Source organism: Streptomyces sp. NPDC097617 (genome assembly GCF_044761485.1).
Classification (GTDB): domain Bacteria; phylum Actinomycetota; class Actinomycetes; order Streptomycetales; family Streptomycetaceae; genus Streptomyces.
Genome location: NZ_JBIWCL010000018.1, coordinates 1 through 22000, shown reverse-complemented (window position 1 = coordinate 22000; position 22000 = coordinate 1). Strand labels below are relative to the sequence as shown.

The window sequence follows — 22000 nt, the reverse complement described above, 5'->3', positions numbered from 1 at the left end:
TGAAACATCCTTCGTCTCACCGGACCGGCATGAGCTCCGGGTCCTCGCGGAGCTTGCACAGCGCACGGGAGACCGCGCTCTTGACCGTGCCGACCGAAACACCCAGCAGCTCCGCGGTCTGCACCTCGCTCAGGTCCTCGTAGTACCGCAGGACGACCATGGCCCTCTGCCGGTCGGGCAGCCGGGTCACCGCGCGCCACATCGCGTCGCGCAGCGCCTGCGCCTCGGCGGGGTCAGAAGTCGGGGCCGCCTCGGTCTCCGGGAGCTCGTCGCACGCGAACTCGTCGACCTTGCGCTTGCGCCATTGGGAGGTACGGGTGTTGACCAGGGTCCGCCGGACGTACCCGTCGAGGGCACGGTGGTCCTCGATCCGGTCCCAGGCCATGTACGTCTTCGCAAGGGCGGTCTGGAGCAGGTCCTCCGCATCGCACGGGTTGGCGGTGAGGGAGCGCGCCGTGCGCATCAGGACCGTGCCGCGGGTCCGGACGTACGCCGAGAACGACGGGTACGGCGTCGGATTCGAGGCGAGTGTGCACACAGGCGTGGTCATGTCTCCACGCTAGGAGCGCCTACTCGCCGTGGGATCGGCCGCAGGTGCCGATGGTGGATCCCTCTCAGGTTGTAGGTGCAGGGCCCTCCCCACCCCCTGAAGGTGGAGGGGTGGGGAGCCCGGGGTCGCTGTTCTCAGCCGTCGGAGCCGAGGACCAGCCCGGAGGTCGGCACCCCGGTGCCCGCCGTGACGAGGGCGCGCGCCGCGCCCGCGACCTGGTTGACGGAGGTGCCGCGGAGCTGGCGGACTGCTTCGGCTATGCCGTTCATACCGTGGAGGTACGCCTCTCCGAGCTGACCTCCGTGGGTGTTGAGCGGCAGGGTGTCGGCGGCCACGAAGTCCGCTGCCTCGCCCGGCGCGCAGAAGCCGAACTCCTCCAGCTGCATCAGCACGAAGGGGGTGAAGTGGTCGTAGAGGATGCCGACGTCGATGTCCGACGGCCGCAGTCCACTGGTCCGCCACAGCTGGCGGGCGACGACGTCCATCTCCGGCAGCCCGGTGAGGTCGTCGCGGTAGAAGGAGGTCATGCCCTCCTGGCGCCGCCCGGCACCCTGTGCGGCAGCGGTGATCACGGCGGGCGCGTTCCGCAGGTCCCGGGCGCGCTCGGTCGTGGTGACGACCAGGGCCTGGCCGCCGTCGGTCTCCTGGCAGCAGTCCAGCAGCCGCAGCGGTTCCACGATCCAGCGCGAGGCGGCGTGGTCGGCGAGGGTGATGGGCTTGCCGTGGAAGTACGCGGCGGGGTTGTTCGCGGCGTGCCGGCGGTCGGTGACGGCGACGTGCCCGAAGGCTTCGGGGGTGAGGTTGTAGGTGTGCAGGTAGCGCTGTGCGGTCATGGCCACCCAGGAGGCGGGGGTCAGCAGACCCCAGGGCAGCGACCAGCCGAGCGCCGCCCCCTCCGCCGAAGGCTCCCGCTGCTGGACCCCGGACCCGAAGCGGCGCCCGGAGCGCTCGTTGAAGGCGCGGTAGCAGACCACGACCTCCGCGACCCCGGTGGCGACGGCGAGGGCGGCCTGCTGGACGGTCGCGCAGGCCGCGCCGCCGCCGTAGTGGATGCGGGAGAAGAAGGACAGGTCCCCGATGCCCGCCGCCTGGGCGACGGTGATCTCGGGGCTGGTGTCCATCGTGAAGGTGACCATGCCGTCGACGTCGGCGGGGGTCAGCCCGGCGTCGTCGAGGGCGGCGTGCACGGCCTCGACGGCGAGCTTGAGCTCGCTGCGGCCGGAGTCCTTGGAGAACGCGGTCGCTCCGATGCCGACGATGGCGGCGCGGCCGCCGAGCTCGTCGCGGGTGCGGACGCTCATGCCGGTACCTCCGCGGTGATCGTTCCGGACACGTGGTGGCCGATGCCGTTCGCGCCGACGACCCGGATCTCGACGGTGGTTCCGGACGCGGGGGTCCCGGAGACGGCGGTGACCGTGCCCGTGAGGGTCATCGTGTCGCCCGGATAGTTGGGGGCGCCGAGCCGGATCGCCACCTTGCGCAGGACGGCCCGCGGCCCGAGCTGGTCGGTCACGTACCGGCCGACCAGGCCGTTCGTGGTCAGGATGTTCATGAAGATGTCCGGGGAGCCCTTCTCCTGCGCGAGCACCGCGTCGTGGTGGACGTCCTGGTAGTCGCGGGAGGCGATCGCACCCGCGACGATCAGGGTGCGGGTGATCGGAATCTCCAGCGGCGGCAGCGTGTCGCCGACGTTCATGCCTGCTCTCCCTCGGCTGTCGAAGCGAATGCGGGGGACGCGGCGATCGCGGCCCCCAGCTCGGCCAGCAGCTCGCTGCCGCATCCCAGGTACGCGTCCAGTTGGCGACCCCACAGGAAGTGCCGGTGGACGGGGTGGTCCAGGTCGGCGCCCATGCCGCCGTGCAGGTGCTGGCCCGCGTGCACGACCCGCTTGCCCGCCTCCGAGGCCCACCAGGCAGCCGTCAGCGCGTGCTCGTGGGCCGGAAGACCCTGGTCGATGCGCCAGGCCGCCTCGTACGCGGTGACCCGGATCGCCTCGGTGTCCATGTGCGCGTCGGCCGCGCGCAGCATGACCCCCTGGTTGGTGGACAGCGGCCTTCCGAACTGCTCACGGGTGGAGGTGTATTCCACCGCCCGGGCGAGGGAGCCCGCACAGACGCCCGCCTGGAGCCCGGCGAAGGCGGTGCGGGCGGCGGCGAGCGTGTCCTCGTACGCACCCTCGGAACCGAGGCGTTCGGCCTCGGCTCCGGTCAGGGTCAGCCGTCCGGCCGACCAGGGGGCGGTGGTCTCCACCGGGGAGGTCCGCACCCCGGGCGCGTCGGTCCGTACGAGCCACAGCGCCCGGTCCGCGTCCGGGACCAGTACGTGCGTGGCGTCGCGCAGCCAGGGCACGACGGGGGCGGTCCCGGTGAGCCGACCGCCCTCGGCGGTGATCCGGCCGTGCGCCGGGAAGGCTCCGGTGGCCACCACGTCGCCCGTGCCGAGGGCGGGCAGCAGACGGGCGCACTGCTCGGGGCTGCCGTGCGCGGCCACGGGGAGGATCCCGTACGCGCAGGTGGCGGCGTACGGGACCTGCGCTGTGGTGCGGCCCTGCTCCTCCAGCAGCAGGACCAGCCCGAGCAGGCCGGTCTCCTCGACCGCGGCGGTCAGTCCGGCCGTGGTGAGGGCCTTCCACAGTTCGGCGTCGCTGCCGGTGCCCGCTTCGGCGAGGCGTTCGTGGGTGGCGAGATCGGCGAAGATCCGGGCGGCGAGGCCGGCCGCGGCGGCCTGTTCCTCGGTGGGGTGGAAGTCCATCAGCCCTCACTCCCGCGGAAGACGGGGAGTTCGAGGCCGTCGTCGACGCGCAGGAACTCCAGCTGAACGGACAGGCCGATGCGCACCTTGTCGTAGGGCACGCCGGTGATGTTGCTGATCATCCGGACTCCTTCGGCGAGCTCGACGAGAGCGACCGCATAGGGCGGGTCGAAGGCCGGGAAGGGCGGGTGGTGCATGACGACGTAGCTGAAGACCGTGCCGGCGCCGGAGGCCTCGACGGTGTCCCAGTCGGGGCTCGAGCAGGCGTTGCAGCCGGGGAGCCACGGGAAACGCAGGGTGGTACAGGCGGTGCAGCGCTGGATCAGCAGCTTGTGATCCCGCACCCCGTCCCAGAATCCCTGGTTGTCGCGGTTGACCACCGGGCGGGGGCGCTGCGCCGGGGGCTGCTTGACCGGCCGGGCGGCGGGCGCGTACTTGAGGATGCGGAAGCGGTGGGTGCCGGCGAGCTCACCGTCCACCTGAACGTCCATCCGGGTGGTCACGAAGTGGCCGGTGCCCAGCTTGGTCGTCTTGCGGGGCGACACCGACTCGATGACGGCGTCGAAGGTGATCGCGTCGCCGGGGCGCAGCGGTCGGAGGTACTCCTGCTCGCAGTCGGTGGCGACCACGGAGGTGAAGCCGGCGCCGTCGAGAAGCCCGAGGAGCTCGTCGTAGGCGGATGAGCGGTCCGCATGGCCTGAGAGCCCGCCCATGGTCCAGGCCTGGAGCATGGTGGGCGGGGCGATGGCGTCCGGGCCGGTGTACGCGGGGTTGGTATCGCCCATCGCCTCGCACCAGTGGCGGATCATCGGCTCGTTGACCGCGTCCTTGCCCCGGCCCCCGGTGGCGGCCGACTGTCCCTCGAAGGCGGTCAGCAGCGTGTGGAACCGGGCTGCCTCCTCGGCCGCGGCCCCGACAGCGGCCCCGACAGCGGCCTCGGCCGTGTCCGCGTCCGTGTCCGTTCCCGTGTCCGCCGTCATCGCTTCCTCCCCTTCATGCCGAGCCGCATCATGGCGACGATCTCGCGCTGGACCTCGCTGACCCCGCCGCCGAACGTGTTGATCTGGGCGGCCCGGTTCATCCGCTCCAGCTCGCCGCCCGCGAAGGCCGCGGGCCCGCGGATCAGGGCCTCCTCGCCGACCACCTCCTGGCACATCCGGTACACCTCGACGGTGGACTCGGTGCCCAGGAACTTGACCCCGCTGGCGTCGCCGGGGGCCAGGGCGCCCCTGCCGACGTCCTGGACGAGACGCCAGTTGAGGAGGCGTACAGCGGCCAGTCGCGCATGCGCCTCGGCGAGCCGGGACTGCACCCAGGGGAGGTCGGCGGGCCGCTTCCCGGTGACCGGGTCGGGGGTGCGGGCGTGGTCGAGCGCGTACGTGTAGAAGTCCTCGGCCTGCATGCCGATGGCGGCGAGGGCCACGCGCTCGTGGTTGAGCTGGTTGGTGATCAGACCCCAGCCGCCGTGCTCGGGACCGACGAGATGGCCGGCGGGCACGCGGACGGAGTCGTAGTACGTCGCCGTCGTGGTGAGCCCGCCGACGGTGTGGATCGGAGTCCAGGAGAAACCCAGGGTGTCGGTGGGCACCAGGAGGATGGAGATGCCCTTGTGCTTGGGGGCCTGCGGGTCGGTGCGGCAGGCGAGCCAGATCCAGTCCGCATTCTGAGCGTTGGAGGTGAAGATCTTCTGCCCGTCGATCAGCCATTCCGCTCCGTCGCGGACCGCACGGGTTCGCAGGGCGGCGAGGTCGGTGCCGGCCTCGGGCTCGGAGTAGCCGATGGCGAAGACGATCTCACCCGCGAGGATCCGGGGCAGGAAATAGTCTTTCTGCTCCTCGGTCCCGTACTTCATCAAGGTGGGGCCGACGGTGTTGAGCGTGACCATGGAGACGGGGGCGCCGGCCCGGTAGGCCTCGTCGAAGAAGACGAACTGCTCGTCGGCGCCGCGGCCCTGGCCTCCGTATTCGACGGGCCAACCGAGGCCGAGCAGCCCGTCGGAGCCGATGCGGCGCAGCAGTTCGCGCTGGCGGGCGGGATCCTCGGGTACGCCGTCCGGCAGCAGATCCTTGAAGTACGCGCGCAGTTCGGCACGGAGCCGCAACTGGCCTTCGGTCGGGGCGAGGTGCACGGCGCAGGCCTCCCGGCATCACATCATCGAGGGAACCTGACTGTCCGTCAGATTCACCCGCGATGTCAAGGTCGGGGCGGCATGCGCGAGGGCGCCTGCGCTACCGGACCCCAGCCGGTCCGGTCGCACAGACGCCCTCAAGAATCGGAGCGGCTCAGGCCACTGCTACCACCAGGGGTGGAAGTTGACCGCCACGGTGGAGTTGGACTGGTCGATCGCGGTGAAGGCCGAGCCGTTCACCTGCGCCGTGTTGTTCTGATTGGATGCGCCGGAACCGGTGGCAACCTGCTGCGACGTGGACGAGTTGCCGTTGTTGTTGCCGCCCACACCGCTGCCGATGATGCTGGCGACGCTCGCATTCGATCCGTCGTTCGCGAAGGAGCCGTTGTCGGCCGACGCCACCCCGCCGAAGAGAGCGGCGGCGAGGGGGAGAGCGGCGACGGCGGCGATGACGCGGGCGGCACGGATGTTTGCCATGTCTTAATCCTCCAGAAAACCGAAGTGGGAAGTGCTCCAAAGCAGTTGGCCGACCGCCTCGGTCGTTCCGTGGTGACGACGTCGCGAGACCAGAGTTGCCCACCGAATCCCCGGCGAACCACCCCGGACCCCCCGATTCCCCCGCAAGTAATACCAACACCGGATAAACCACATTCTTACTTCCGGAGCCCAGGCAGCACTCCGGAGGCGGCTGAATCCCGCGTCACACAAGGGATGAAGCGTTCCGCCAGATCTCCGTGTCCCGGACATGCCGAAAAGGGCCGCGCCGTCCGGGAACCCCACCGTCTCCCGGGCCTGCGGCCCTGCAATCCCAAGCTTCACGCCCCCTGCGCGCCCCGGCGCAAGCCGGGGTAATCCATCCGTGCCCCGCTCCGGGACACCACCTGGCGCGATCCACGGTCATGACCGACCGGGCTCCAGCGCCTGTCTCTCCTTCTGGTTCTGGTCCTGCTCATGCTTGTGCTTGTGCTTTGACTCCTGCCCGGCGGCGGCGCGTACGCCTGCGAACCGGACCGTGCGACTACGACTACGACTACGACCGCTATCGCTACTGCTACTGCCACTGCTGGGACTAAGGCGACTGCGCCTGTTCCTTCTGGAACTAAGACTGCGACTGCGCTACGTAACGGGATACGGGGCTACGCGGCCAGCCGGAGCGTTTCCCGGGCGGCGCCGGCGGTGGCTGCGGCGCGGACGGTGACGGATGCGGCGGCGGGAGCGGCAGCGGGAGCGGTGCCCGAAGTCAAGGTGCGGGCGGCGCTTCCGGGTCCGGCGCCCATGGCCGCGGCGGTGGTGGAGCGGCGTACGGAGGGGGTTTTGCCGTGCGCCTCGGCGCGGATCCGCTGCTTGATGGTCGGCGGCAGCGAACCGCCCCGCATCACCGCCCGCCAGGTCCGTCGGGCCGCGACGGCCGGTCGGCGTACGGCGGTGGCGGCTGCGGGGCCCGCGGCGACGGGGGCCGAGACGGAAGCAGGAGCCGACTTCCCGGCGAGGCCGACGCAGGAGAGGAGCGCCACGAGGGCGGCAAGGACGGAGGTCCAGATCGACGCGAGGACGTTGCGGTGAGCCATGAAGATTTGCCTCAATTCGTGATGTTCGGACGGGCGGATCTGCATACATTCGTCATGATGTGGTCGCAACCGCACCGCCCCCACCACCCGCGCCGATCTTCCGACAAACACCACCCAGAAGGACCAAGGCCGCGAATCGGTGGAGGAACCCACCCAAGGTTCTGAGCGGTAGCCGCCCACCACACCACCATGTGACGTGTGCCATAAACACCCTCACCAGGAGGTCCGCCCCGGCGCCACCGGACCGCATTACGCCTGACCAGAGGCGCCCATTCCGGTTCTCGATCTTGCATTCCGTGATCAGTGCGGAGCGCTCGGTGAAAATTCCACAACTACGGATGAGTGATCCCGGACCTGATTCGCTTAAGTGGTCATCAGCGGGCAACTAGCGCGCCGGCACCGACAGTTGGTGTCCCACTTCGTTGAAGGAAGTGTCCCGTGACCACTGCTGAGCGTTTCAGCCTGGGCGCCGGAGCCACGTGTGCGTGACGAGACCGGGCTCGACCCGGGCCGGATGGGCGGCGGGCATGTACGCACGTCGCTGCCCCTGCCGCTGGACTTCGAGGCGTTCGTCCTCAGCCACCAGGAATTCTTCCACGCGTATGCAGAGCTCCACTGTGGCAGCCGCGTGACTGCGGAGACCGTGGTCCACGAGGTCTTCCTCGAGATACTCACCGAATGGAGCGGACTGCTCCAGGAGGACGAACTGGAGCGCCGCACCCTCGCGGTCCTCCACCGGCACGTAACGCGTCGGCTCGCCCGGGAGGGCCGGGACCCGGCGTACATCATCAATGGTCCGATCGGTCAGAACCTGCGCGCCCTCCGGGGCGAATTGGAGCTGGCGCCCAGTCCGATCGGTCTGTACGAAGCGATATCGGAACTTCCCATCCGCCAGTACACGGTCATCGTCATGCGGTTCCTGATGGGCTACACGACCAAGCAGACCGCCCGCTACATGGACATCGACGAACGCACCGTGACCCATCACTGCCGCCGCGCAAGGGAGCGCTTGGGCAGGAAGCTGGGCCTGCCCACCCGGACGGCCACCCGTCAGAAGGAAGGCACGCAGTGACCCGCACCATCGACGACCTCCTGGAGAACGCTGAGGTGACCCTCACGGGAAACCCTCGCTACGACGTCGGTGCGTCCCTGCGCCGGCTCGCCACTGACGCCAGCCGCAGTCCTTCGCCCTCCAGCCACCTGGCCGGCGCCGCCCGGGCAGGGCATCAGTTGTCGACCATGTGCCGCTGGGCCATCAACGCCCCGGACGCCGCCGGCCACATCAGCCGCCTCGCGGAGGTACCCACCCCGGGCACCAAGGCCGAGCTCGATGTGGAAGGCGCCGGCGTCTTCGCCTGCCTGCTCTTCCTGACAGGGCATCCCGACAGCGCCCAGTTCTGGTGGCAGCTGTCCGCCGGCGCCGGCAACCGGCTCGCCGCCTACTGCCTCCACCTGCGCCACCTCGCCCTCGGAGAGCAGCGGGAAGCGGCTCACTGGCTGCACGAAGTGACCGGTTCCCGGAGCGAGGGCGGCATCGACGACGTCCTGCTGGAATGCCTGGGAGCCGTGGCCTCCTACGTGAACAAGAACGGATCGGCCAGCAGCACACCCCCGACCGGGATGCTGGAAATGGAGGTGGACCGCCTCGGCGATGACGGGGGCATCGTCCGTCGTCCTGACCGGCGCCTCGTCGACAGCCTCCGCGCGTTCGCCAGTCGCTGACCGCCCCGCGGCCAGCGCCCCCACCACCCCGCCGAAGGGAGCCCTCCGGGCACCGCGCCGCCCGCAGGGCTCCCTTTGTCATGCCGAGGAAGGACCCGTGACCAGCATGGACATTCCACCCCCGCGCCCTCAGAAGCTGCGCGCCGTAAGGACCCTGATGCGGTGGGGCCGACGCCAGCGCCGCGCCGCGACCGGACACTTCGTACGCGGACTGAGCTACGGTGCCGGACTGGCCGCTGCGACCTCGGGGGCCTACTGGCTTCAGCAGCTGCTGTGACCGGCTCACGGAAAGCACAGAGGGCGGGCCCCGAACCGGGACCCGCCCTCTGACCTGCTGCTTCTCACATGGCGGTGGGTGTGGGATTTGAACCCACGGTGACATCGCTGCCACGACGGTTTTCAAGACCGTTCCCTTAGGCCGCTCGGGCAACCCACCTGGCCGGTACAGAGTACCGGCCAGGTGGGGGTGGCGGGGGCGAGTGCCGGGTCAGGCCGTCTGGGCCTTGTCGTAGGCCGCCTTCGCCTCGTTGCCGAAGTAGGGGCCGTACATCCGGTTCGGCAGGAAGGTGTAGCCGAAGCTGTTCACCGAGACCTGGGTGCCGAGGCCCGTGGTCTCGTTGAAGTCCTGGAACCAGGGGCCGCCGCTGGAGCCGCCGGTCATGTTGCAGGCCAGGCTGTGGTCCTTGGTCAGCAGGAAGTCCTTGCCGCTGTTGCCGCTGCAGTAGACCAGCTTGGTGCCGTCGTACGGGGCCGCCGCGGGGAAGCCGAAGGAGTACATCCTCTTGTTGTAGCCGCCGTTGAAGAGGATCCCCTGGGCGCCCACCGTCTGGGTCAGGGTCCTGCCGTTCAGCGGGGCGACGACGGCCAGGCCGACGTCCATGTTCATGTCCTCGCTCGCCGCCCACTGGTCGGTGGCGAAGGTCTTGGTGGCCGACCACTGCCCGTAGGGCGCGGAGCCGTTGTTGTAGGCGGGGACGAAGACCCAGTTCGTGTGCCAGGCCCCCTGGTACTTCACGCAGTGGCCGGCCGTGATGACGGTGCTGCCGTTGGCGCTGGTGATCGAGTCTCCGGAGCATGAGGCGGTCCGGTCGCCCAGCGTGAAGAAGACCCGACCCGAGGTCTTCACGACGGCGCCGCCGCCCGTCCAGGCGCCGCCCGCCTGCGGGAACGCCGTGGGGGACGCGGCAGCCGTCGGGGCGATGGCCGTGGGCGTCGCCGATGTGGCGACCGGGGTGCGGGCCGCTCCGGGGACCGCCGTCACATCGAGCGGAGTGGCGCCGCGCATCCGTTCGGTGGTCCAGAAGCCCTGGGTGTGCTGCTGCCGGAAGGACGCGGGGGCGTCCGCGGCGAGCGAGGGGGTGGCCGCCGTCAGGGCGCCCGCGACCAGGGCGCCCGCCGCGAGCAGGACGGACAAGGCCGTGCGATGACGATTCACGCATGACTCCTTCTGCTCCGTGCCCGGGCCGGGTGACGACACCGGGCAGGGTGGGGGTGAAGAGCGGTCGGTGCGGATCGGCTGTGCGCGGTGCTGCGTGCGTCGTGCGTCGTGCGGATTTCCGGGGGCAGAGTGGCACGGGAGCGTCGCAATGTCAGCGGGCAGTAAGAACGTTCGGTCGGTTCCGGCCAGGAAATGGCCAACTCCACCCCGTTGCACCGTCATACGGTGAGCAGCACGCCCGCGTACGACACCCCCGCCACCACCACCCAGGCCCCGAGGCCCAGCGCCGCGGCCCGCCCGCCGGTCCGGGCCAGCGTCGGCAGGTGCACCGCGCTCCCCAGGCCGAACAGAGCCGCCGCCAGCAGGGCCTCCTGGGCGGTGTGCGCCCACTCCAGCGCTACGTCGGGCAGTACGCCGGTGGCCCGCAGCGCGGCCGCGGCCAGGAACCCGAGGACGAACAGCGGCACCGGCGCCGGCCGACGCCCCGAGGCGGTGCGCACCCCGCGCCGCCGGGCCCGTACCGAGAAGGCCACCGCCGCCACCAGCGGGGCCAGCAGCGCCACCCGCATCAGCTTGACCAGCACGGCCTCGCCCAGGGCGGCGGGGCCTGCCGTCTGCGCTGTGGCCACGACCTGGCCAACATCATGGACACCGGCGCCGACCCACCGCCCGAAGGCGGGGTCGGAGAGCCCCAACGGTCCCTGGAGCAGCGGAAGTACCGCTATGGCCAGCGTCCCGCACAGGGTGACCAGGGCCACCGAGGCAGCCACATCCTCCTCGTCACTGCCGGACACCTCGCTCACCGCGCCGATCGCGGAGGCGCCGCAGATCGAGTACCCGGTGGCGATCAGCAGCGGCTGATCGCCCGGGAGCCGCAGCCGGTGGCCCAGCCAGAGGGTGCCGAAGAAGGTGGCCGCGACCACGCCGACCACCATCGCCACCGTGGCCCAGCCCAGCCGCAGCACCTGGTCCAGCCCCAGACCGAGGCCCAGCAGGACGATGCCCATCCGCATCAGCCGGCGGCCGGCAAGGGAGAGACCCGGGCGCGCGGCGGCACGTATGAATGTCCGCAGGCCCGGCAGGTGTGCCACCGCGATGCCCAGCACCACCGATGCGGTCAGCATCGGCACGGCGGGCACGAGGCGATGGATGCACCATGCCGTCAGCGCGCCGCCGGCAGCCATCGCCAACCCGGGCCAGGGAGTGGATGTTTCACGTGAAACATGCCGGACCGCTGCGCCCTGAGGGCGGTGGAGGAGGGCCATCAGTCGACGGGGAGCGTATAGACGCGACGGATGCTGGTGCCCAGCCGGGAGACGTCGGCGCCGTATACGTGCACCGATATCGCCTTGCTCGTACAGGAATTGCGCACCATGTGGATGTCACCGGGCGGGGCGAACCCGCAGACCTCGCCCTGGGCGTTCACCACGTCCTCGGTGGCCACCAGCCGGGCGGGGCCGGCACCCGGTGCGAGCCGGAAGCGGCGTTCGCTCTCCTCCCCCTGGTGCACCCCGGCCACGCACCACGACACGTGGTCGTGGATGCAGGTCTCCTGTCCGGGCAGCCAGACCAGTGCCACCACCGAGAAGCTGCCGTCGGACTCGGCGTGCAGGACGTGCTGCCGGTACCGCTCCGGGTCGCCTTCCTGCTGGGCCGGAGCCAGCAGGTCGGGTGCGCCCAGGTGCGGGGCAAGCCGTTCGCCCACCAGGTACGCGGTGAGGTCGGGAGCCAGCCCCCGCTCCACGACCGTGCGGATCTCACTGACGAGGGCGGCCATCCTCGTGGTGGTGCGGGCCGGTGTGGTGGTGGTCATACGGGCAGCGTGCTGCCGTCGTCCCATCACGTCCAACGACAGTTATGACCTGAAGTCCCTAGCAGTGCTTATGGGTCGGTCAGCAGCCGACCCGGTTCCCGGCCACCTGCTTCAGCGTGTCGAGCACCACGGCGGTCGCAGGGATCCGCAGGTGGTCCCGGTAGACGTACGCCGCGATGTGCCGGCGGGCCGCGGGCTGGAGGGCTCGCCCGCAGACCCTGCTGAGTGAGAGGGACGGCAGCACCAGCGCGGGCATCATCGCCACGCCCAGACCCTGTGCTACCAGGCTCTGCACCACCAGGTTGTCGTCGGTGGCGAAGCGGATGTCGGGCACGAACCCCAGCTCCGCGCACTCGTGCAGCAGGTTCGCGCGGCAGCGCGGACAGCCCGCGATCCACCGTTCCTCGGCGAGGTCGGCCAGGTTCACGGCGCGGCGCCGGGCCAGCGGATGCCCGGTCGGCAGCAGCACCGTCAGCTGGTCCTCCAGCAGCCTGACCTCGGCGACCTCCTCCGGAATCGCCTCGTGCAGGCCGGGATAGGTGAAAGCCAGGGTGATGTCGCACTCGCCGCGCTCCAGCCGGCGCAGCGATTCGGGGGGCTCCCCCTCCAGCAGTTCCACCTGTATGCCCGGATGGTCCTTGGCCAGGCTGCTGAGCGCCTCGGGGACGAGGGTGACGTTGGCGCTGGGGAAGCCGCACAGTCGGACCCGGCCGGTGCGCAGCCGGGCATACGCCCTCAGCTGCGCCTCGGCGGCGGAGAGGTTGCCGAGGATGGTCTCGGCGTGCCGGGAGAGGGACTCGCCCGCCTCGGTGAGCTGCATCCTGCGGCCCACGCGGGTGAACAGCGGGGTGCCGACGGCGCGTTCGAGCGCCTTCATCTGCTGGGTGATGGCGGGCTGGGTGTAGCCCAGCACACGGGCGGCGGCCGAGTACGAGCCGGAGGCGACCACCGTGTGAAAGGTCCGTATGTGCCGAGAATCGAACACGAACGAAGCATAAGCGGACGTTGGAGGGGCCGTAGGCGGAATCCGCCTACGGCCCCTCCTCGTCGGGCCGCCGCCGCGGCCGGTGCTGCTACTTGTCGCCGACCCGGGAGCCGAGCGTGATGTCGACCGTGGTCGGCTTGCCGCTGCGCAGGTAGGTCAGCTTCACGGTGTCGCCGGGCTTGTACGTCCAGATCATGCTGATCAGGGTCGGGCCGCTGTCGACCGGCTTGCCGCCGAACTCGGTGATGATGTCGCCCGGCTTCAGGCCCGCCTTGCCGGCGGGGCCGTTCGGGTCGACCAGCTCGTTGGCGGCCGCGCCCTGCTCGGAGATCTTGGCGCCCTCGGACTTGGCCTGGAGGTCCACGGAGACCGAGATCACCGGGTAGACCGGCTTGCCCGTCTTGATGAGCGATTCGGCGACGTTCCTCGCCTGGTTGACCGGGATGGCGAAGCCGAGGCCGATGGAGCCGGCCTGGCCGCCGCCGAAGCCGCCGTTGCCCGCCGACTGGATCGCGGAGTTGATGCCGATGACCGCACCGCGTCCGTCGAGCAGCGGTCCGCCGGAGTTGCCCGGGTTGATCGAGGCGTCCGTCTGGAGGGCGCTCATGTACGAGTTCTTGCTGCCGTTGCCGTCGCCGGAGGCCACCGGGCGGTTCTTGGCGCTCACGATGCCGGTGGTGACCGTGTTGGACAGTCCGAAGGGGGCGCCGATCGCGATGGTCGAGTCGCCGACCGCGACCTTGTCGGAGTCGCCGAGCGGCAGCGGCTTGAGGCCGGTCGGCGGGTTCTTCAGCTTGAGGACGGCGACGTCGTAGCCCTGGGCGCGGCCCACGACCTCGGCGTCGTACCGCTTGCCGTCGGAGAACGTCGCGAAGAGCCTGCCGCCGTTCGCGGCCGAGGCCACGACGTGGTTGTTGGTGAGGATGTGGCCCTGCTGGTCGTAGACGAAGCCGGTGCCGGTGCCGCCCTCGCCGTCGCCGGCGGATGCCTCGATGGTGACCACGCTGGGCAGGGCGCCCGCCGCCAGACCCGCGATGGAGCCGGCCTCGCGCTTGAGGTCCTTGGGGGTGTTCCCTGCGCTGATCGTGGTGGAGCCGGTGCCTTTGTTGCTGCGCTCGGCGGCCCAGTAGCCGACGCCGCCGCCGATGCCGCCCGCGAGGAGGGCCGCCACCAGGACTCCCGCGACCAGGCCGCCCTTGCCCTTCGACTTCGGCGCGGGGGCGCCGTCGGCGCTCAGGGGAGCACCCCAGGCACCGCCGCCGTGGCCGCCCGCTCCGTACGACGGCACCGTGGGCGGCGGAGGCGGCCAGCCCTCGGCTCCGTGCGCGGCCGGGGCGTGAGGATCGCCGTAAGCCGGGGCGGCAGGGGTGTGTGGCTCTCCGTAGGCCTGGGCCACCGGGGGCGCCTGGGCCGGCGGGATCTGCTGGGTGGGCTCGGTACCCGGTGCCGGAGTCGGCGGCAGCTGCTGGGTCACCGGCTCGGGGACGGTGGGCGCGGGGGCCGCATCCTGCGTCTCGGAGGCCGGAGCAGGGGGTACGGACGGGGCCGCGGGGGGTGTCGGGGCCGCGGTGCCCTCGTTCTCGGTGCTCACAGCGCTCTCTCCTCGTCACACACGGCTTCGGAAAATTCTCTGGCGATATCGGTCCGACTGAACGTTCGACGTGCCGCACAAGTTCCTGGGCAAAGCCTTTCCCATGACCCGTCAGAGCACTGTAAGCCGGACCTGTGTATCTCTCCCCATTCTTTATATACGACATTTCGGATGCACTCTCGGGGTCGATGCGGGGCCGGTGCGAGGCCGACGCGGGGTCGGCGGATGGCCGAGGCCCGTCCGGCCCCGACACCCGGGTGCCTCTCGGTGGCACCATGACCCGGTGACCCACGCAATGCCGCGCACCATCCAGGTCGTCGCCCACCGCGGCGCCTCGGAGGATGCCCCCGAGCACACCCTGGCCGCCTACCGCAAGGCCATCGAGGACGGCGCAGACGGCCTCGAATGCGATGTCCGGCTCACCGCGGACGGCCATCTGGTCCTGGTCCACGACCGCCGGGTGAACCGCACCTCGAACGGCCGCGGCGCCGTCTCCGCCCTGGAGCTGGCCGATCTCGCCGCCCTCGACTTCGGCTCCTGGAAGGACCGCGAGGAGTCCCCCGACTGGGACGCGGACCCCGAGCGCACCTCCGTCCTGACGCTGGAGCGCCTGCTGGAGCTGGTCTCCGACGCCGGACGGCCGGTGCAGCTGGCGATCGAGACGAAGCATCCGACCCGCTGGGCCGGACAGGTGGAAGAGCGCCTCCTCATCCTCCTCAAGCGCTTCGGCCTGGACGCCCCGCCTGCCGAGGGCCCCCACCCGGTGCGGGTCATGAGCTTCTCCGCGCGCTCCCTGCACCGGATCCGGGCGGCCGCGCCGACGATCCCGACCGTGTACCTGATGCAGTTCATCTCGCCGCGGATGCGGGACGGGCGGCTGCCCGCAGGAGTGACGATCGCCGGTCCCGGGATGCGGATCGTGCGCAACCATCCCGCCTTCATCCACAAGCTCCAGGGCGCGGGCCACTCCGTACACGTATGGACAGTGAACGAACCAGAAGATGTTCAGCTCTGCGCTGATCTGGGCGTGGAAGCAATCATCACGAACAGACCCCGCCAAGTTCTGTCCCAACTCGGGCGCTGACATCCCGATTTGCGCACCCACCTCCCCTGACACATCCGTAACAGGGTGTGCCCCGGCGCATCCGCTCCGCATTCGGTCGGCATGAATGCGTCAGAGGGGCGCGCTTCGGGCTCCTTCGGCGGTTTCCGGTCCAGGCCATTGGGGCATCCAGACCATGCGTGGGGCTAAGGAGGTTCCGGGGGTGGCGTTGGTGGTGGCACAAGAAGTGCCCACGTCGTCGTGCATGGACGTACGCCATGGTCCTGCGGGCGTGGGCGAGGCGAGACACCGGATGCGCGAGCAGCTGCGTATCGGCGGTGTACCCGAATCGGTCGTGGACGATGCCGTACTGATCCTTTCCGAACTGCTCAGCAACGCTTGTCGACACGGCACGCCCCTGGGCTCACGGGAAGTCGGGGACGGGGAGATACGCGCCGCATGGCGCGTCGACAGAGCGGGACGACTGACGGTCGAGGTCACGGACGGAGGCGGGCCAACCCGCCCGGTCCCTGCCACGCCCTCGGTGACCGCACGGGGCGGCCGGGGGCTGAACATCATCAGCGCTCTGGCCCAGGACTGGGGTGTCCGGGACGGAGCGGCGGGTGAGGTCACCGTGTGGGTGATCGTTGCCTGTGGGCCCCGGCACGAGGATTTCGCTACGCGCGTTGCGCCCCCGGCGATCGACTTCAGTACGGCATTCGACGACCTCGATCCCTGAACCGGGATCGGCGACCGCACGACGGACAGCACCGCACATCAACAGCACGACAACCGCACAACCGCACCGCAGCACCGCAGCACCGCAGCACCGCAGCACCGCAGCACCGCACGACAGCAGTACCGGTCATCCGCACAGGCGGCCGTCCGGGAGCGCACGCCGACCGTGCTCCCGGCCGCACCCAACCGGTTCCGGCGGTACGAACGGCTAGGCTCGCGCCCAGACACGACGCCGTACCGCCGCAACCGGGAGACACGCACGATGGCCAAGAAGCGCCCCGCAGCCAAGACTGCAAAGCCGCAGCTCAACAACGGTGAGATCCCTGTTGTGGGCGCCCGCGAGCCCTGCCCCTGCGGGTCCGGCCGCCGCTACAAGGCCTGCCACGGTGCGGCCGCCGCGCACGCCGTCACCGAGCACGTGCAGCGCCCGTTCGAGGGTCTGCCGGGCGAGTGCGACTGGGTCGCCCTGCGCGAGCTGGTACCCGCGGCCACCGTTCCGCTGTCCCTCAAGGGCGGCCTGCCCGAGGGCGTGCCCTCCGTAACGCTCGTGACCGTACTGCCTATGGCGTGGCCGGCGCTGCGCCGCGAGGACGGTTCCGTCCTCCTCGGCCTGCAGAACGACTCCTCCTCCGGCGACCTCGGCCGCGACATGGCCGACACCCTGGAGCGCGCCCTCGTGGCGGAGCCGGGTACGCCGGTCGCCGCCCGCCGGGTTCCGGCCGAGGGGCCCCGACTTCAGGATCTCCTGGACGCCGACGGCGGTTTCGAGCCGGTTGTCCACAGCGGGTTCGAATTCTGGATTCCGGAATCCGAGAGCGCCCAGAGCGCCTCGCCGGAGATCGCCGCCTCGCTGGAGCGCGCCAACGCCGCGGCCATTCCCACCGTCAAGCTGACCGGCGTGGACGCCGCCTACTGGTGCGAGACGCCGGACAAGAACCACCTGCGCTGGGTCATGCCGCACGCCGAGGAGAAGCTGCTCGACGCCCTCGCGCGGCTGCACGCGGCCGGCACGTCCTCGCTCGGCGAGGGTACGAAGCTCGTCGGTTCCTTCCGCGCGCACGGCCTGATGGTCCCGGTCTGGGACCTGCCCACCGGAGTCACGGCCGACGACGTCGAGAAGCCCGCCGCGGAGTTCGCGGAGCGGCTGGCCGGGGCTCTGGCCACGGACGCGCCGCTGACCACGGAGGAGCGCCGGGCACGTGGCGGACTCACCAACCGCCAGGTGACCCTCAGCTGACCGAGCGGACGCGCGGAACCGGTGACCGGAGTCACAACTCCCGCTAATCGTCTGCAAATCGATGTCTGAATATCGGAGATCGAATTTGCGAACAGGCGATCTCTTGTTACCGTTCTTGTAGCCCGGTCGCTGGTGCATCCCCCGTCGCCAGCGACCGGGCCCTTGATTTTCAGGGTGCGGTCAACCGTCACCCGGTGCCGGCGAGTTGCTCCCGGACCTCAAGAGCAGTTCCCCTTCATCATCCGGAACTGCAAATTCCGCTACGGCCGAGTAACCCTCCGGCTCTCCGACCGAGTCCTCCTTCGGCGTCTCGCACAGGCCCGGTTCGTCGCCCGCGCCCACCGCGCACCGGATCTGGACCGTGCGCCCTGCCGGACCCATCATCGTCAGCACCGCATCGAGTGCGCGACCACTTGTGTTCCGGTAGTAACTCCGGCCCCACGTACGGCCTTCACCCACCAGCACGCAGGTCTGCGCCTCCACCCCGTGCGGCGAGGACAGCTCGGGGCCGCAGCGGGAATCCGTACGGGGCTGCTCGGCCGGGCCGGGCTGCTGCCGGCCGGCCGCCCGCGCCGGGTCCGCGGGCGCCGCGGGGGATGTACGGGAGGGATCCGAAAGCCCGAGCGCCGAGAACAGGCCGCCGCCCTTTCCGTCGTCCTGACCGGCGCCATCCGGCCCGGCGATCGCTCCGGCGAGCGGGAGCGACAAGATGATCAGCACACCGGCGCCGATACCGATCAGGCGGAGATTCATTCGCCGAAGATAGCGAGGCGGGAATGGGGCACGGAGATCCCCGCGCCCAATTCCCTTGGAAACTCGTCCCGCTGGCACCCGTACGAGTGATCCTCGGGGGTCCGGCAGGTCAGTACGCGAGCCTGCTGCCGCCGCCGGGCGCGCCGCTGCTGGCCTCGACCAGCGCGTCCACGACCGCCTCGACCTCGGGCAGCCAGAGGCTTCCCGCACCGCCGGCTCCCGCGGCGCCCTGCGCGCTTCGCCTGCCCGACGGGCGCCTCTCCGCCCGCGGCTCCCGCTCCCAACGCACGTGGCCGCCACTGGACGCCGCGGAGGGCGGCAGCAACAGGTAGCCGCCCTCACCGTGGAAGCGCAGCGAGGAGGGCACGTGGTCCTTCGCGTACAGGAGTTCGCCGAGCCGCTCCAGCGAGTAGGGCGCCACCAGCAGCGCCCAACGGGTGGGCGTGGCCACGACCGGCCCGAGCCGCAGGCCCTGTGCGTCCAGTCGTACGAGGGCATGCGCGGCCGCGCCGGCCGGCAGGCTCACCGCGCACGGCGCGGCGCCGCCGGTGGCCATCAGGACGGGAGCGGTGGGCCGGTTGGTCCACCACCAGGCCACCATCCGGGGGTCGGTGGTGGCGGCGAGCAGGCCGGGGTCGAAGGGGTGGGCGCCGGGGACGACGCAGTCGGGGTCGGGGCAGGCACATCGTGCTCCGTCGGCCGCGGACCGGCCTACGCCGGGCAGGACGGGCCATTGCCAGGTGGTGGCGCAGACGAGCGCCGCGTCGAGGAGAGCGGATGTGCCGCCGCTCCGCCCCGGGTGGGGGCGCAGGGATTGAAAGCGATCGCGGAGCCGCTGGAGACGCCTTCCGAGGATCTCGCGCATGTGCGCTCGTTCCTTTCCGTTGAACGCCGAGGGCCACATCACACCAGGTAACCGGTGTCTCACCACACGTACAGGTTGCGCGTCACTGTTCGCCAGAAGCAGGTGCACACGGTTCGTGCAGTTTTCTTACGGGTCCATCAAACGTCCCGCGGGGGTGGAGCGCGACCCGCGCGGCACCGAGACCGGCTGCCGCCGCTAAGGACGACGGCCCGTGCCGGGCGGTTCCCGGCGGCGCCAACTGACCCCGGGCACCTACGAATACGTACCCGACCCCCCTCAGGAGCCCGCTCAGTCGATCGCAAAAACCGACTGCTTCCAGCTTTTTCCGGCCAAGTTCTAGCCTTGGCTCGACCGTGAGTTGCCGTCCCACGGACACCAGGATTCCCACCTGGGCAATGCTGGACATGCATCCATGTGTGCGTGTAGATGTGGATTCCTTGATGGCGGCGCAGCACGATCTGGGGGTTTGCGATGCTATTTGGCGAATCGCACCAGGTGGAAAGGCGGACGCCATGAGCGCCCCGCATCTGCCGAAAGTGGCTGGAATCGATCCAGCAGTAACCGTGTCACCGCACACTGCGGCGCCCACGCCCGCCCGCACCACCCCCGCACCGGCTCCGCCGCCCGGCTCGGGCAGTGTCATCCAGGACCGCCTGGCGGGCATGGTCTCGGATCTCACCACCCTGCACGAGCTCACCGAGCGCCTCGCCCGCACCACTGACCTCGACACATCCCTGCGCGAGTTCCTGCGCGCCGGCGCCGCGCTCGTCGGCGCCCGGCGCGGCCTGATCGTCCTGGAGCCCTCCGACGGACTCGGCCCGACCAGCACGATCGGCCTCGGACTCGGGCACGCGGAGCTCGGCCACATCGAGACCGTGCCGCGCAGCGCCACCTCCTATGGGCGGATCCTCGACGGTCTGCCCGACGCCCAGGGCGGCTCCGAGTTCCTCCCCGAACCGGACGCCCCGCCCGGCACCGGGGGTTTCGCCGCCCCCGTCGACCCCCGCCACCGCGAGGTCGCCGCCCGCCTCGGCTACGCCGCCAGCTACGCGCTCCCCCTCACCGCCGAGGCCACCGGCCGACTCGGCGCGGCCGTCTGGCTCTACGACGAGCAGGCCGAGCCGAACGACCGCCAGCGCGACCTCGCCGGGCTGTACGTGCGGCACGCCGCCGAGCACCTCGCCCGGATGCTGGAGGTCGAGCGCTCCCGCTCGCACCTGGCCACCGTCGCCGAGGAACTGCTGCCGAGCCGGCTCCCGCGGATCCCCGGGGTGCAGCTCGCCGCCCGCCACCACGCGGGGCCGCGCGGCGGGGGCGACTGGTACGACGCCCTGCCGCTGCCCGAAGGCGCCCTGGGCCTGGCCGTCGGCTCCGTCACCGGATCCGGGCCGAGCGCCATCGCCGCGATGGGCCGGCTGCGCGCGTCGCTGCGCGCCTACGCCGTCATGGAGGGCGAGGACCCCGTAGCCGTCCTGTCCGACCTGGAACTGCTGCTGCGCCTCACCGAGCCCGCTCGCTCCGCCACCGCGCTCTTCGCCTACTGCGAGCCCACCGGGGGGCCGCAGTCGCGGGGCCAGGGAAGCAAGATCATCCTGGCCGGGGCAGGACACACCCCGCCGCTGCTGATCGGCGAGCACCGCACCGAGTACGTGGAGACCTCGCTCTCCGCGCCCCTGGGCATGCTGTCCTGCTGGGAGGCGCCGAGCGTGGAGATCGAACCCGCTCCCGGAGAAACGGTGCTTCTCTACACCGACGGGCTGCTCCACCACACGGGCGACCCGATGGACCGTGCCTACGCCCGGCTGCACGCCGCGGCCGCGGGTGCACCCCGCAGCGCCCGCGCGGACCCGGCGGCGCTGTGCGAGCACATCCTGCGGACCGTCCTGCCCGGCGGGGAGCCGACCGAGGCCCCGGAGGACATCGTGCTGCTCGCCGCCCGCTTCGAATGAGGCTCGAGCATGTTCCGAATCGTGACGGACGGCATGATTCGGAACAGCTGTCTCCGTACACGCATACGATGGATGCGGTCCACACCCAGGTCCGTACCGTCGTAGCTGAGGAGAAGACGTGGCTGACGAGCTCACCCCGGAGACCCCGGAAGAAGAGCAGCCCAAGAAGACGCACAAGCAGCGCAAGAACGGTCTGTACCCGGGCGTCAGCGACGAACTCGCAGAGAACATGCGCACCGGCTGGGCCGACACCGAGCTGCACGGACTGGAGCCCATCGCCCAGGCCACGCACACCCTCGCCCGCCGGGACGCGCTGTCCCGGCGCTTCCCGGGTGAGCGTCTGGTCGTCCCCGCGGGACGGCTGAAGACCCGCTCGAACGACACCGAGTACCCCTTCCGCGCCTCGACCGAGTACGCCTACCTCACCGGCGACCAGACCGAGAACGGCGTCGTGGTCCTGGAGCCCACCGGGCCGACCGGGCACACCGCCACCGTCTACCTGCTGCCGCGCTCCGACCGGGAGAACGGCGAGTTCTGGCTGTCCGGCCAGGGCGAGCTGTGGGTCGGCCGCCGCCACTCCCTCGCCGAGGCCGAGCAGCTCCTGGGCATCCCGGCGAAGGACGTCCGCGAGCTCGCCGAGGCGCTCACCGAGGCCGAGGGCCCGGTCCGCGTCGTGCGCGGCCACGACGCGGTCATCGAGTCCGCCCTCACCGACAAGGTGACCAAGGAGCGCGACGAGGAACTGCGCGTCTACCTCTCCGAGGCCCGCGCCGTGAAGGACGCGTTCGAGATCGGCGAGCTGCAGAAGGCCGTCGATTCCACCGTCCGCGGTTTCGAGGACGTCGTGAAGGTCCTCGACAAGGCCGAAGC

The 22000-nt window shown here is 70.8% G+C and carries 22 protein-coding genes, 1 tRNA gene and 1 pseudogene; 8 read left to right on the top strand and 16 right to left on the bottom strand.

Annotation, left to right across the window (positions count from 1 at the left end; genetic code table 11):
• Window positions 1-16 precede the first annotated feature (16 nt).
• The 8 genes from ACIQZO_RS25735 to ACIQZO_RS25700 form a co-directional block, all read right to left on the bottom strand.
• On the bottom strand, window positions 17-550 hold the full coding sequence (locus tag ACIQZO_RS25735) for a SigE family RNA polymerase sigma factor (RefSeq protein WP_403630238.1): 534 nt from the start codon (window positions 548-550) through the stop codon (window positions 17-19).
• A gap of 134 nt (window positions 551-684) precedes the next feature.
• Window positions 685-1851: a lipid-transfer protein gene (locus tag ACIQZO_RS25730; protein ID WP_403630235.1), complete on the bottom strand. Its 1167-nt coding sequence runs from the start codon at window positions 1849-1851 to the stop codon at window positions 685-687.
• On the bottom strand, window positions 1848-2246 hold the full coding sequence (locus ACIQZO_RS25725; protein ID WP_403630232.1) for a MaoC family dehydratase: 399 nt from the start codon (window positions 2244-2246) through the stop codon (window positions 1848-1850). The genes ACIQZO_RS25730 and ACIQZO_RS25725 overlap by 4 nt, the downstream gene beginning before the upstream one ends.
• Window positions 2243-3301 carry an acyl-CoA dehydrogenase family protein gene (locus ACIQZO_RS25720; RefSeq protein ID WP_403630230.1) on the bottom strand — a complete coding sequence of 353 codons (1059 nt, stop codon included), beginning with the start codon at window positions 3299-3301 and terminating at the stop codon, window positions 2243-2245. The genes ACIQZO_RS25725 and ACIQZO_RS25720 overlap by 4 nt, the downstream gene beginning before the upstream one ends.
• Window positions 3301-4281 (bottom strand): bifunctional MaoC family dehydratase N-terminal/OB-fold nucleic acid binding domain-containing protein, encoded by a 981-nt coding sequence (locus ACIQZO_RS25715; protein WP_403630227.1) that lies wholly within the window; start codon window positions 4279-4281, stop codon window positions 3301-3303. Before ACIQZO_RS25715 ends, ACIQZO_RS25720 begins: the two co-directional genes overlap by 1 nt.
• Window positions 4278-5429: an acyl-CoA dehydrogenase family protein gene (locus ACIQZO_RS25710; RefSeq protein WP_403630226.1), complete on the bottom strand. Its 1152-nt coding sequence runs from the start codon at window positions 5427-5429 to the stop codon at window positions 4278-4280. The genes ACIQZO_RS25715 and ACIQZO_RS25710 overlap by 4 nt, the downstream gene beginning before the upstream one ends.
• 165 nt (window positions 5430-5594) lie before the next feature.
• Entirely contained in the window at window positions 5595-5906 is a 312-nt protein-coding gene (locus ACIQZO_RS25705) for a hypothetical protein (RefSeq protein WP_403630223.1), read from the bottom strand.
• Window positions 5907-6565: 659 nt separating this feature from the next.
• Window positions 6566-6997 carry a DUF6344 domain-containing protein gene (locus tag ACIQZO_RS25700; protein ID WP_403630220.1) on the bottom strand — a complete coding sequence of 144 codons (432 nt, stop codon included), beginning with the start codon at window positions 6995-6997 and terminating at the stop codon, window positions 6566-6568.
• 481 nt (window positions 6998-7478) lie between these two features.
• On the opposite strand from ACIQZO_RS25700, the gene ACIQZO_RS25695 reads away from it, so the two are divergent.
• From ACIQZO_RS25695 to ACIQZO_RS25685, 3 genes are all read left to right on the top strand, one after another.
• Window positions 7479-8069 carry an RNA polymerase sigma factor gene (locus ACIQZO_RS25695; protein ID WP_403630217.1) on the top strand — a complete coding sequence of 197 codons (591 nt, stop codon included), beginning with the start codon at window positions 7479-7481 and terminating at the stop codon, window positions 8067-8069.
• Window positions 8066-8719: a hypothetical protein gene (locus ACIQZO_RS25690; RefSeq protein ID WP_403630214.1), complete on the top strand. Its 654-nt coding sequence runs from the start codon at window positions 8066-8068 to the stop codon at window positions 8717-8719. Before ACIQZO_RS25695 ends, ACIQZO_RS25690 begins: the two co-directional genes overlap by 4 nt.
• Window positions 8720-8816: 97 nt before the next feature.
• Complete coding sequence (locus ACIQZO_RS25685) at window positions 8817-8996, top strand: hypothetical protein (RefSeq protein WP_403630211.1); 180 nt, start codon at window positions 8817-8819, stop codon at window positions 8994-8996.
• Window positions 8997-9065: 69 nt separating this feature from the next.
• Here the strand turns inward: ACIQZO_RS25685 and ACIQZO_RS25680 are convergent.
• From ACIQZO_RS25680 to ACIQZO_RS25655, 6 genes are all read right to left on the bottom strand, one after another.
• Window positions 9066-9155 (bottom strand) — tRNA-Ser (locus ACIQZO_RS25680).
• A 51-nt stretch (window positions 9156-9206) separates the two neighbouring features.
• The gene (locus ACIQZO_RS25675; RefSeq protein WP_403630208.1) at window positions 9207-10154 is read right to left on the bottom strand and encodes a trypsin-like serine peptidase; all 948 of its coding nucleotides are present in this window, start codon (window positions 10152-10154) and stop codon (window positions 9207-9209) included.
• 221 nt (window positions 10155-10375) lie between these two features.
• Window positions 10376-11422 carry a YeiH family protein gene (locus tag ACIQZO_RS25670; RefSeq protein WP_403630205.1) on the bottom strand — a complete coding sequence of 349 codons (1047 nt, stop codon included), beginning with the start codon at window positions 11420-11422 and terminating at the stop codon, window positions 10376-10378.
• Window positions 11422-11970 carry a cysteine dioxygenase gene (locus tag ACIQZO_RS25665; protein ID WP_403630202.1) on the bottom strand — a complete coding sequence of 183 codons (549 nt, stop codon included), beginning with the start codon at window positions 11968-11970 and terminating at the stop codon, window positions 11422-11424. The genes ACIQZO_RS25670 and ACIQZO_RS25665 overlap by 1 nt, the downstream gene beginning before the upstream one ends.
• A gap of 79 nt (window positions 11971-12049) precedes the next feature.
• A complete protein-coding gene (locus tag ACIQZO_RS25660; protein WP_403630199.1) occupies window positions 12050-12955 on the bottom strand; it encodes a LysR family transcriptional regulator in 906 nt (301 codons plus the stop codon).
• Window positions 12956-13043: 88 nt separating this feature from the next.
• The gene (locus tag ACIQZO_RS25655) at window positions 13044-14546 is read right to left on the bottom strand and encodes a trypsin-like peptidase domain-containing protein (protein WP_403630196.1); all 1503 of its coding nucleotides are present in this window, start codon (window positions 14544-14546) and stop codon (window positions 13044-13046) included.
• Window positions 14547-14841: 295 nt separating this feature from the next.
• Between ACIQZO_RS25655 and ACIQZO_RS25650 the strand changes: the two genes are divergently transcribed.
• The 3 genes and pseudogenes from ACIQZO_RS25650 (at window position 14842) to ACIQZO_RS25640 (ending at window position 17563) form a co-directional block, all read left to right on the top strand.
• Window positions 14842-15630 (top strand): glycerophosphodiester phosphodiesterase, encoded by a 789-nt coding sequence (locus tag ACIQZO_RS25650; protein ID WP_403630593.1) that lies wholly within the window; start codon window positions 14842-14844, stop codon window positions 15628-15630.
• Between the two features lie 59 nt (window positions 15631-15689).
• A pseudogene (locus ACIQZO_RS25645) lies at window positions 15690-16327 on the top strand (ATP-binding protein).
• Between the two features lie 261 nt (window positions 16328-16588).
• Window positions 16589-17563, top strand: coding sequence for a DUF5926 family protein (locus tag ACIQZO_RS25640; protein ID WP_403630194.1), 975 nt, complete (start codon window positions 16589-16591; stop codon window positions 17561-17563).
• Window positions 17564-17743: 180 nt separating this feature from the next.
• On the opposite strand, the gene ACIQZO_RS25635 is transcribed toward ACIQZO_RS25640, so the two are convergent.
• On the bottom strand, window positions 17744-18316 hold the full coding sequence (locus tag ACIQZO_RS25635) for a hypothetical protein (protein WP_403630191.1): 573 nt from the start codon (window positions 18314-18316) through the stop codon (window positions 17744-17746).
• A 109-nt stretch (window positions 18317-18425) separates the two neighbouring features.
• Window positions 18426-19181 carry a bifunctional DNA primase/polymerase gene (locus ACIQZO_RS25630; RefSeq protein WP_403630188.1) on the bottom strand — a complete coding sequence of 252 codons (756 nt, stop codon included), beginning with the start codon at window positions 19179-19181 and terminating at the stop codon, window positions 18426-18428.
• 395 nt (window positions 19182-19576) lie between these two features.
• On the opposite strand from ACIQZO_RS25630, the gene ACIQZO_RS25625 reads away from it, so the two are divergent.
• Together ACIQZO_RS25625 and ACIQZO_RS25620 are read left to right on the top strand one after the other, a co-directional pair.
• Complete coding sequence (locus tag ACIQZO_RS25625; RefSeq protein WP_403630186.1) at window positions 19577-21130, top strand: PP2C family protein-serine/threonine phosphatase; 1554 nt, start codon at window positions 19577-19579, stop codon at window positions 21128-21130.
• Between the two features lie 118 nt (window positions 21131-21248).
• Window positions 21249-22000, top strand: a 752-nt coding sequence (locus ACIQZO_RS25620; protein WP_403630183.1) for an aminopeptidase P N-terminal domain-containing protein, incomplete at its 3' end; no start/stop codon positions are given.

Bases quoted from the DNA above. Each gene is read 5' to 3' on its own strand.
- ACIQZO_RS25735 (WP_403630238.1), bottom strand. From the start codon at position 550: ATGACCACGCCTGTGTGCACACTCGCCTCGAATCCGACGCCGTACCCG.
- ACIQZO_RS25730 (WP_403630235.1), bottom strand. From the start codon at position 1,851: ATGAGCGTCCGCACCCGCGACGAGCTCGGCGGCCGCGCCGCCATCGTC.
- ACIQZO_RS25725 (WP_403630232.1), bottom strand. From the start codon at position 2,246: ATGAACGTCGGCGACACGCTGCCGCCGCTGGAGATTCCGATCACCCGC.
- ACIQZO_RS25720 (WP_403630230.1), bottom strand. From the start codon at position 3,301: ATGGACTTCCACCCCACCGAGGAACAGGCCGCCGCGGCCGGCCTCGCC.
- ACIQZO_RS25715 (WP_403630227.1), bottom strand. From the start codon at position 4,281: ATGACGGCGGACACGGGAACGGACACGGACGCGGACACGGCCGAGGCC.
- ACIQZO_RS25705 (WP_403630223.1), bottom strand. From the start codon at position 5,906: ATGGCAAACATCCGTGCCGCCCGCGTCATCGCCGCCGTCGCCGCTCTC.
- ACIQZO_RS25700 (WP_403630220.1), bottom strand. From the start codon at position 6,997: ATGGCTCACCGCAACGTCCTCGCGTCGATCTGGACCTCCGTCCTTGCC.
- ACIQZO_RS25670 (WP_403630205.1), bottom strand. From the start codon at position 11,422: ATGGCCCTCCTCCACCGCCCTCAGGGCGCAGCGGTCCGGCATGTTTCA.
- ACIQZO_RS25665 (WP_403630202.1), bottom strand. From the start codon at position 11,970: ATGACCACCACCACACCGGCCCGCACCACCACGAGGATGGCCGCCCTC.
- ACIQZO_RS25650 (WP_403630593.1), top strand. From the start codon at position 14,842: ATGCCGCGCACCATCCAGGTCGTCGCCCACCGCGGCGCCTCGGAGGAT.
- ACIQZO_RS25640 (WP_403630194.1), top strand. From the start codon at position 16,589: ATGGCCAAGAAGCGCCCCGCAGCCAAGACTGCAAAGCCGCAGCTCAAC.
- ACIQZO_RS25635 (WP_403630191.1), bottom strand. From the start codon at position 18,316: ATGAATCTCCGCCTGATCGGTATCGGCGCCGGTGTGCTGATCATCTTG.
- ACIQZO_RS25630 (WP_403630188.1), bottom strand. From the start codon at position 19,181: ATGCGCGAGATCCTCGGAAGGCGTCTCCAGCGGCTCCGCGATCGCTTT.
- ACIQZO_RS25625 (WP_403630186.1), top strand. From the start codon at position 19,577: ATGCTGGACATGCATCCATGTGTGCGTGTAGATGTGGATTCCTTGATG.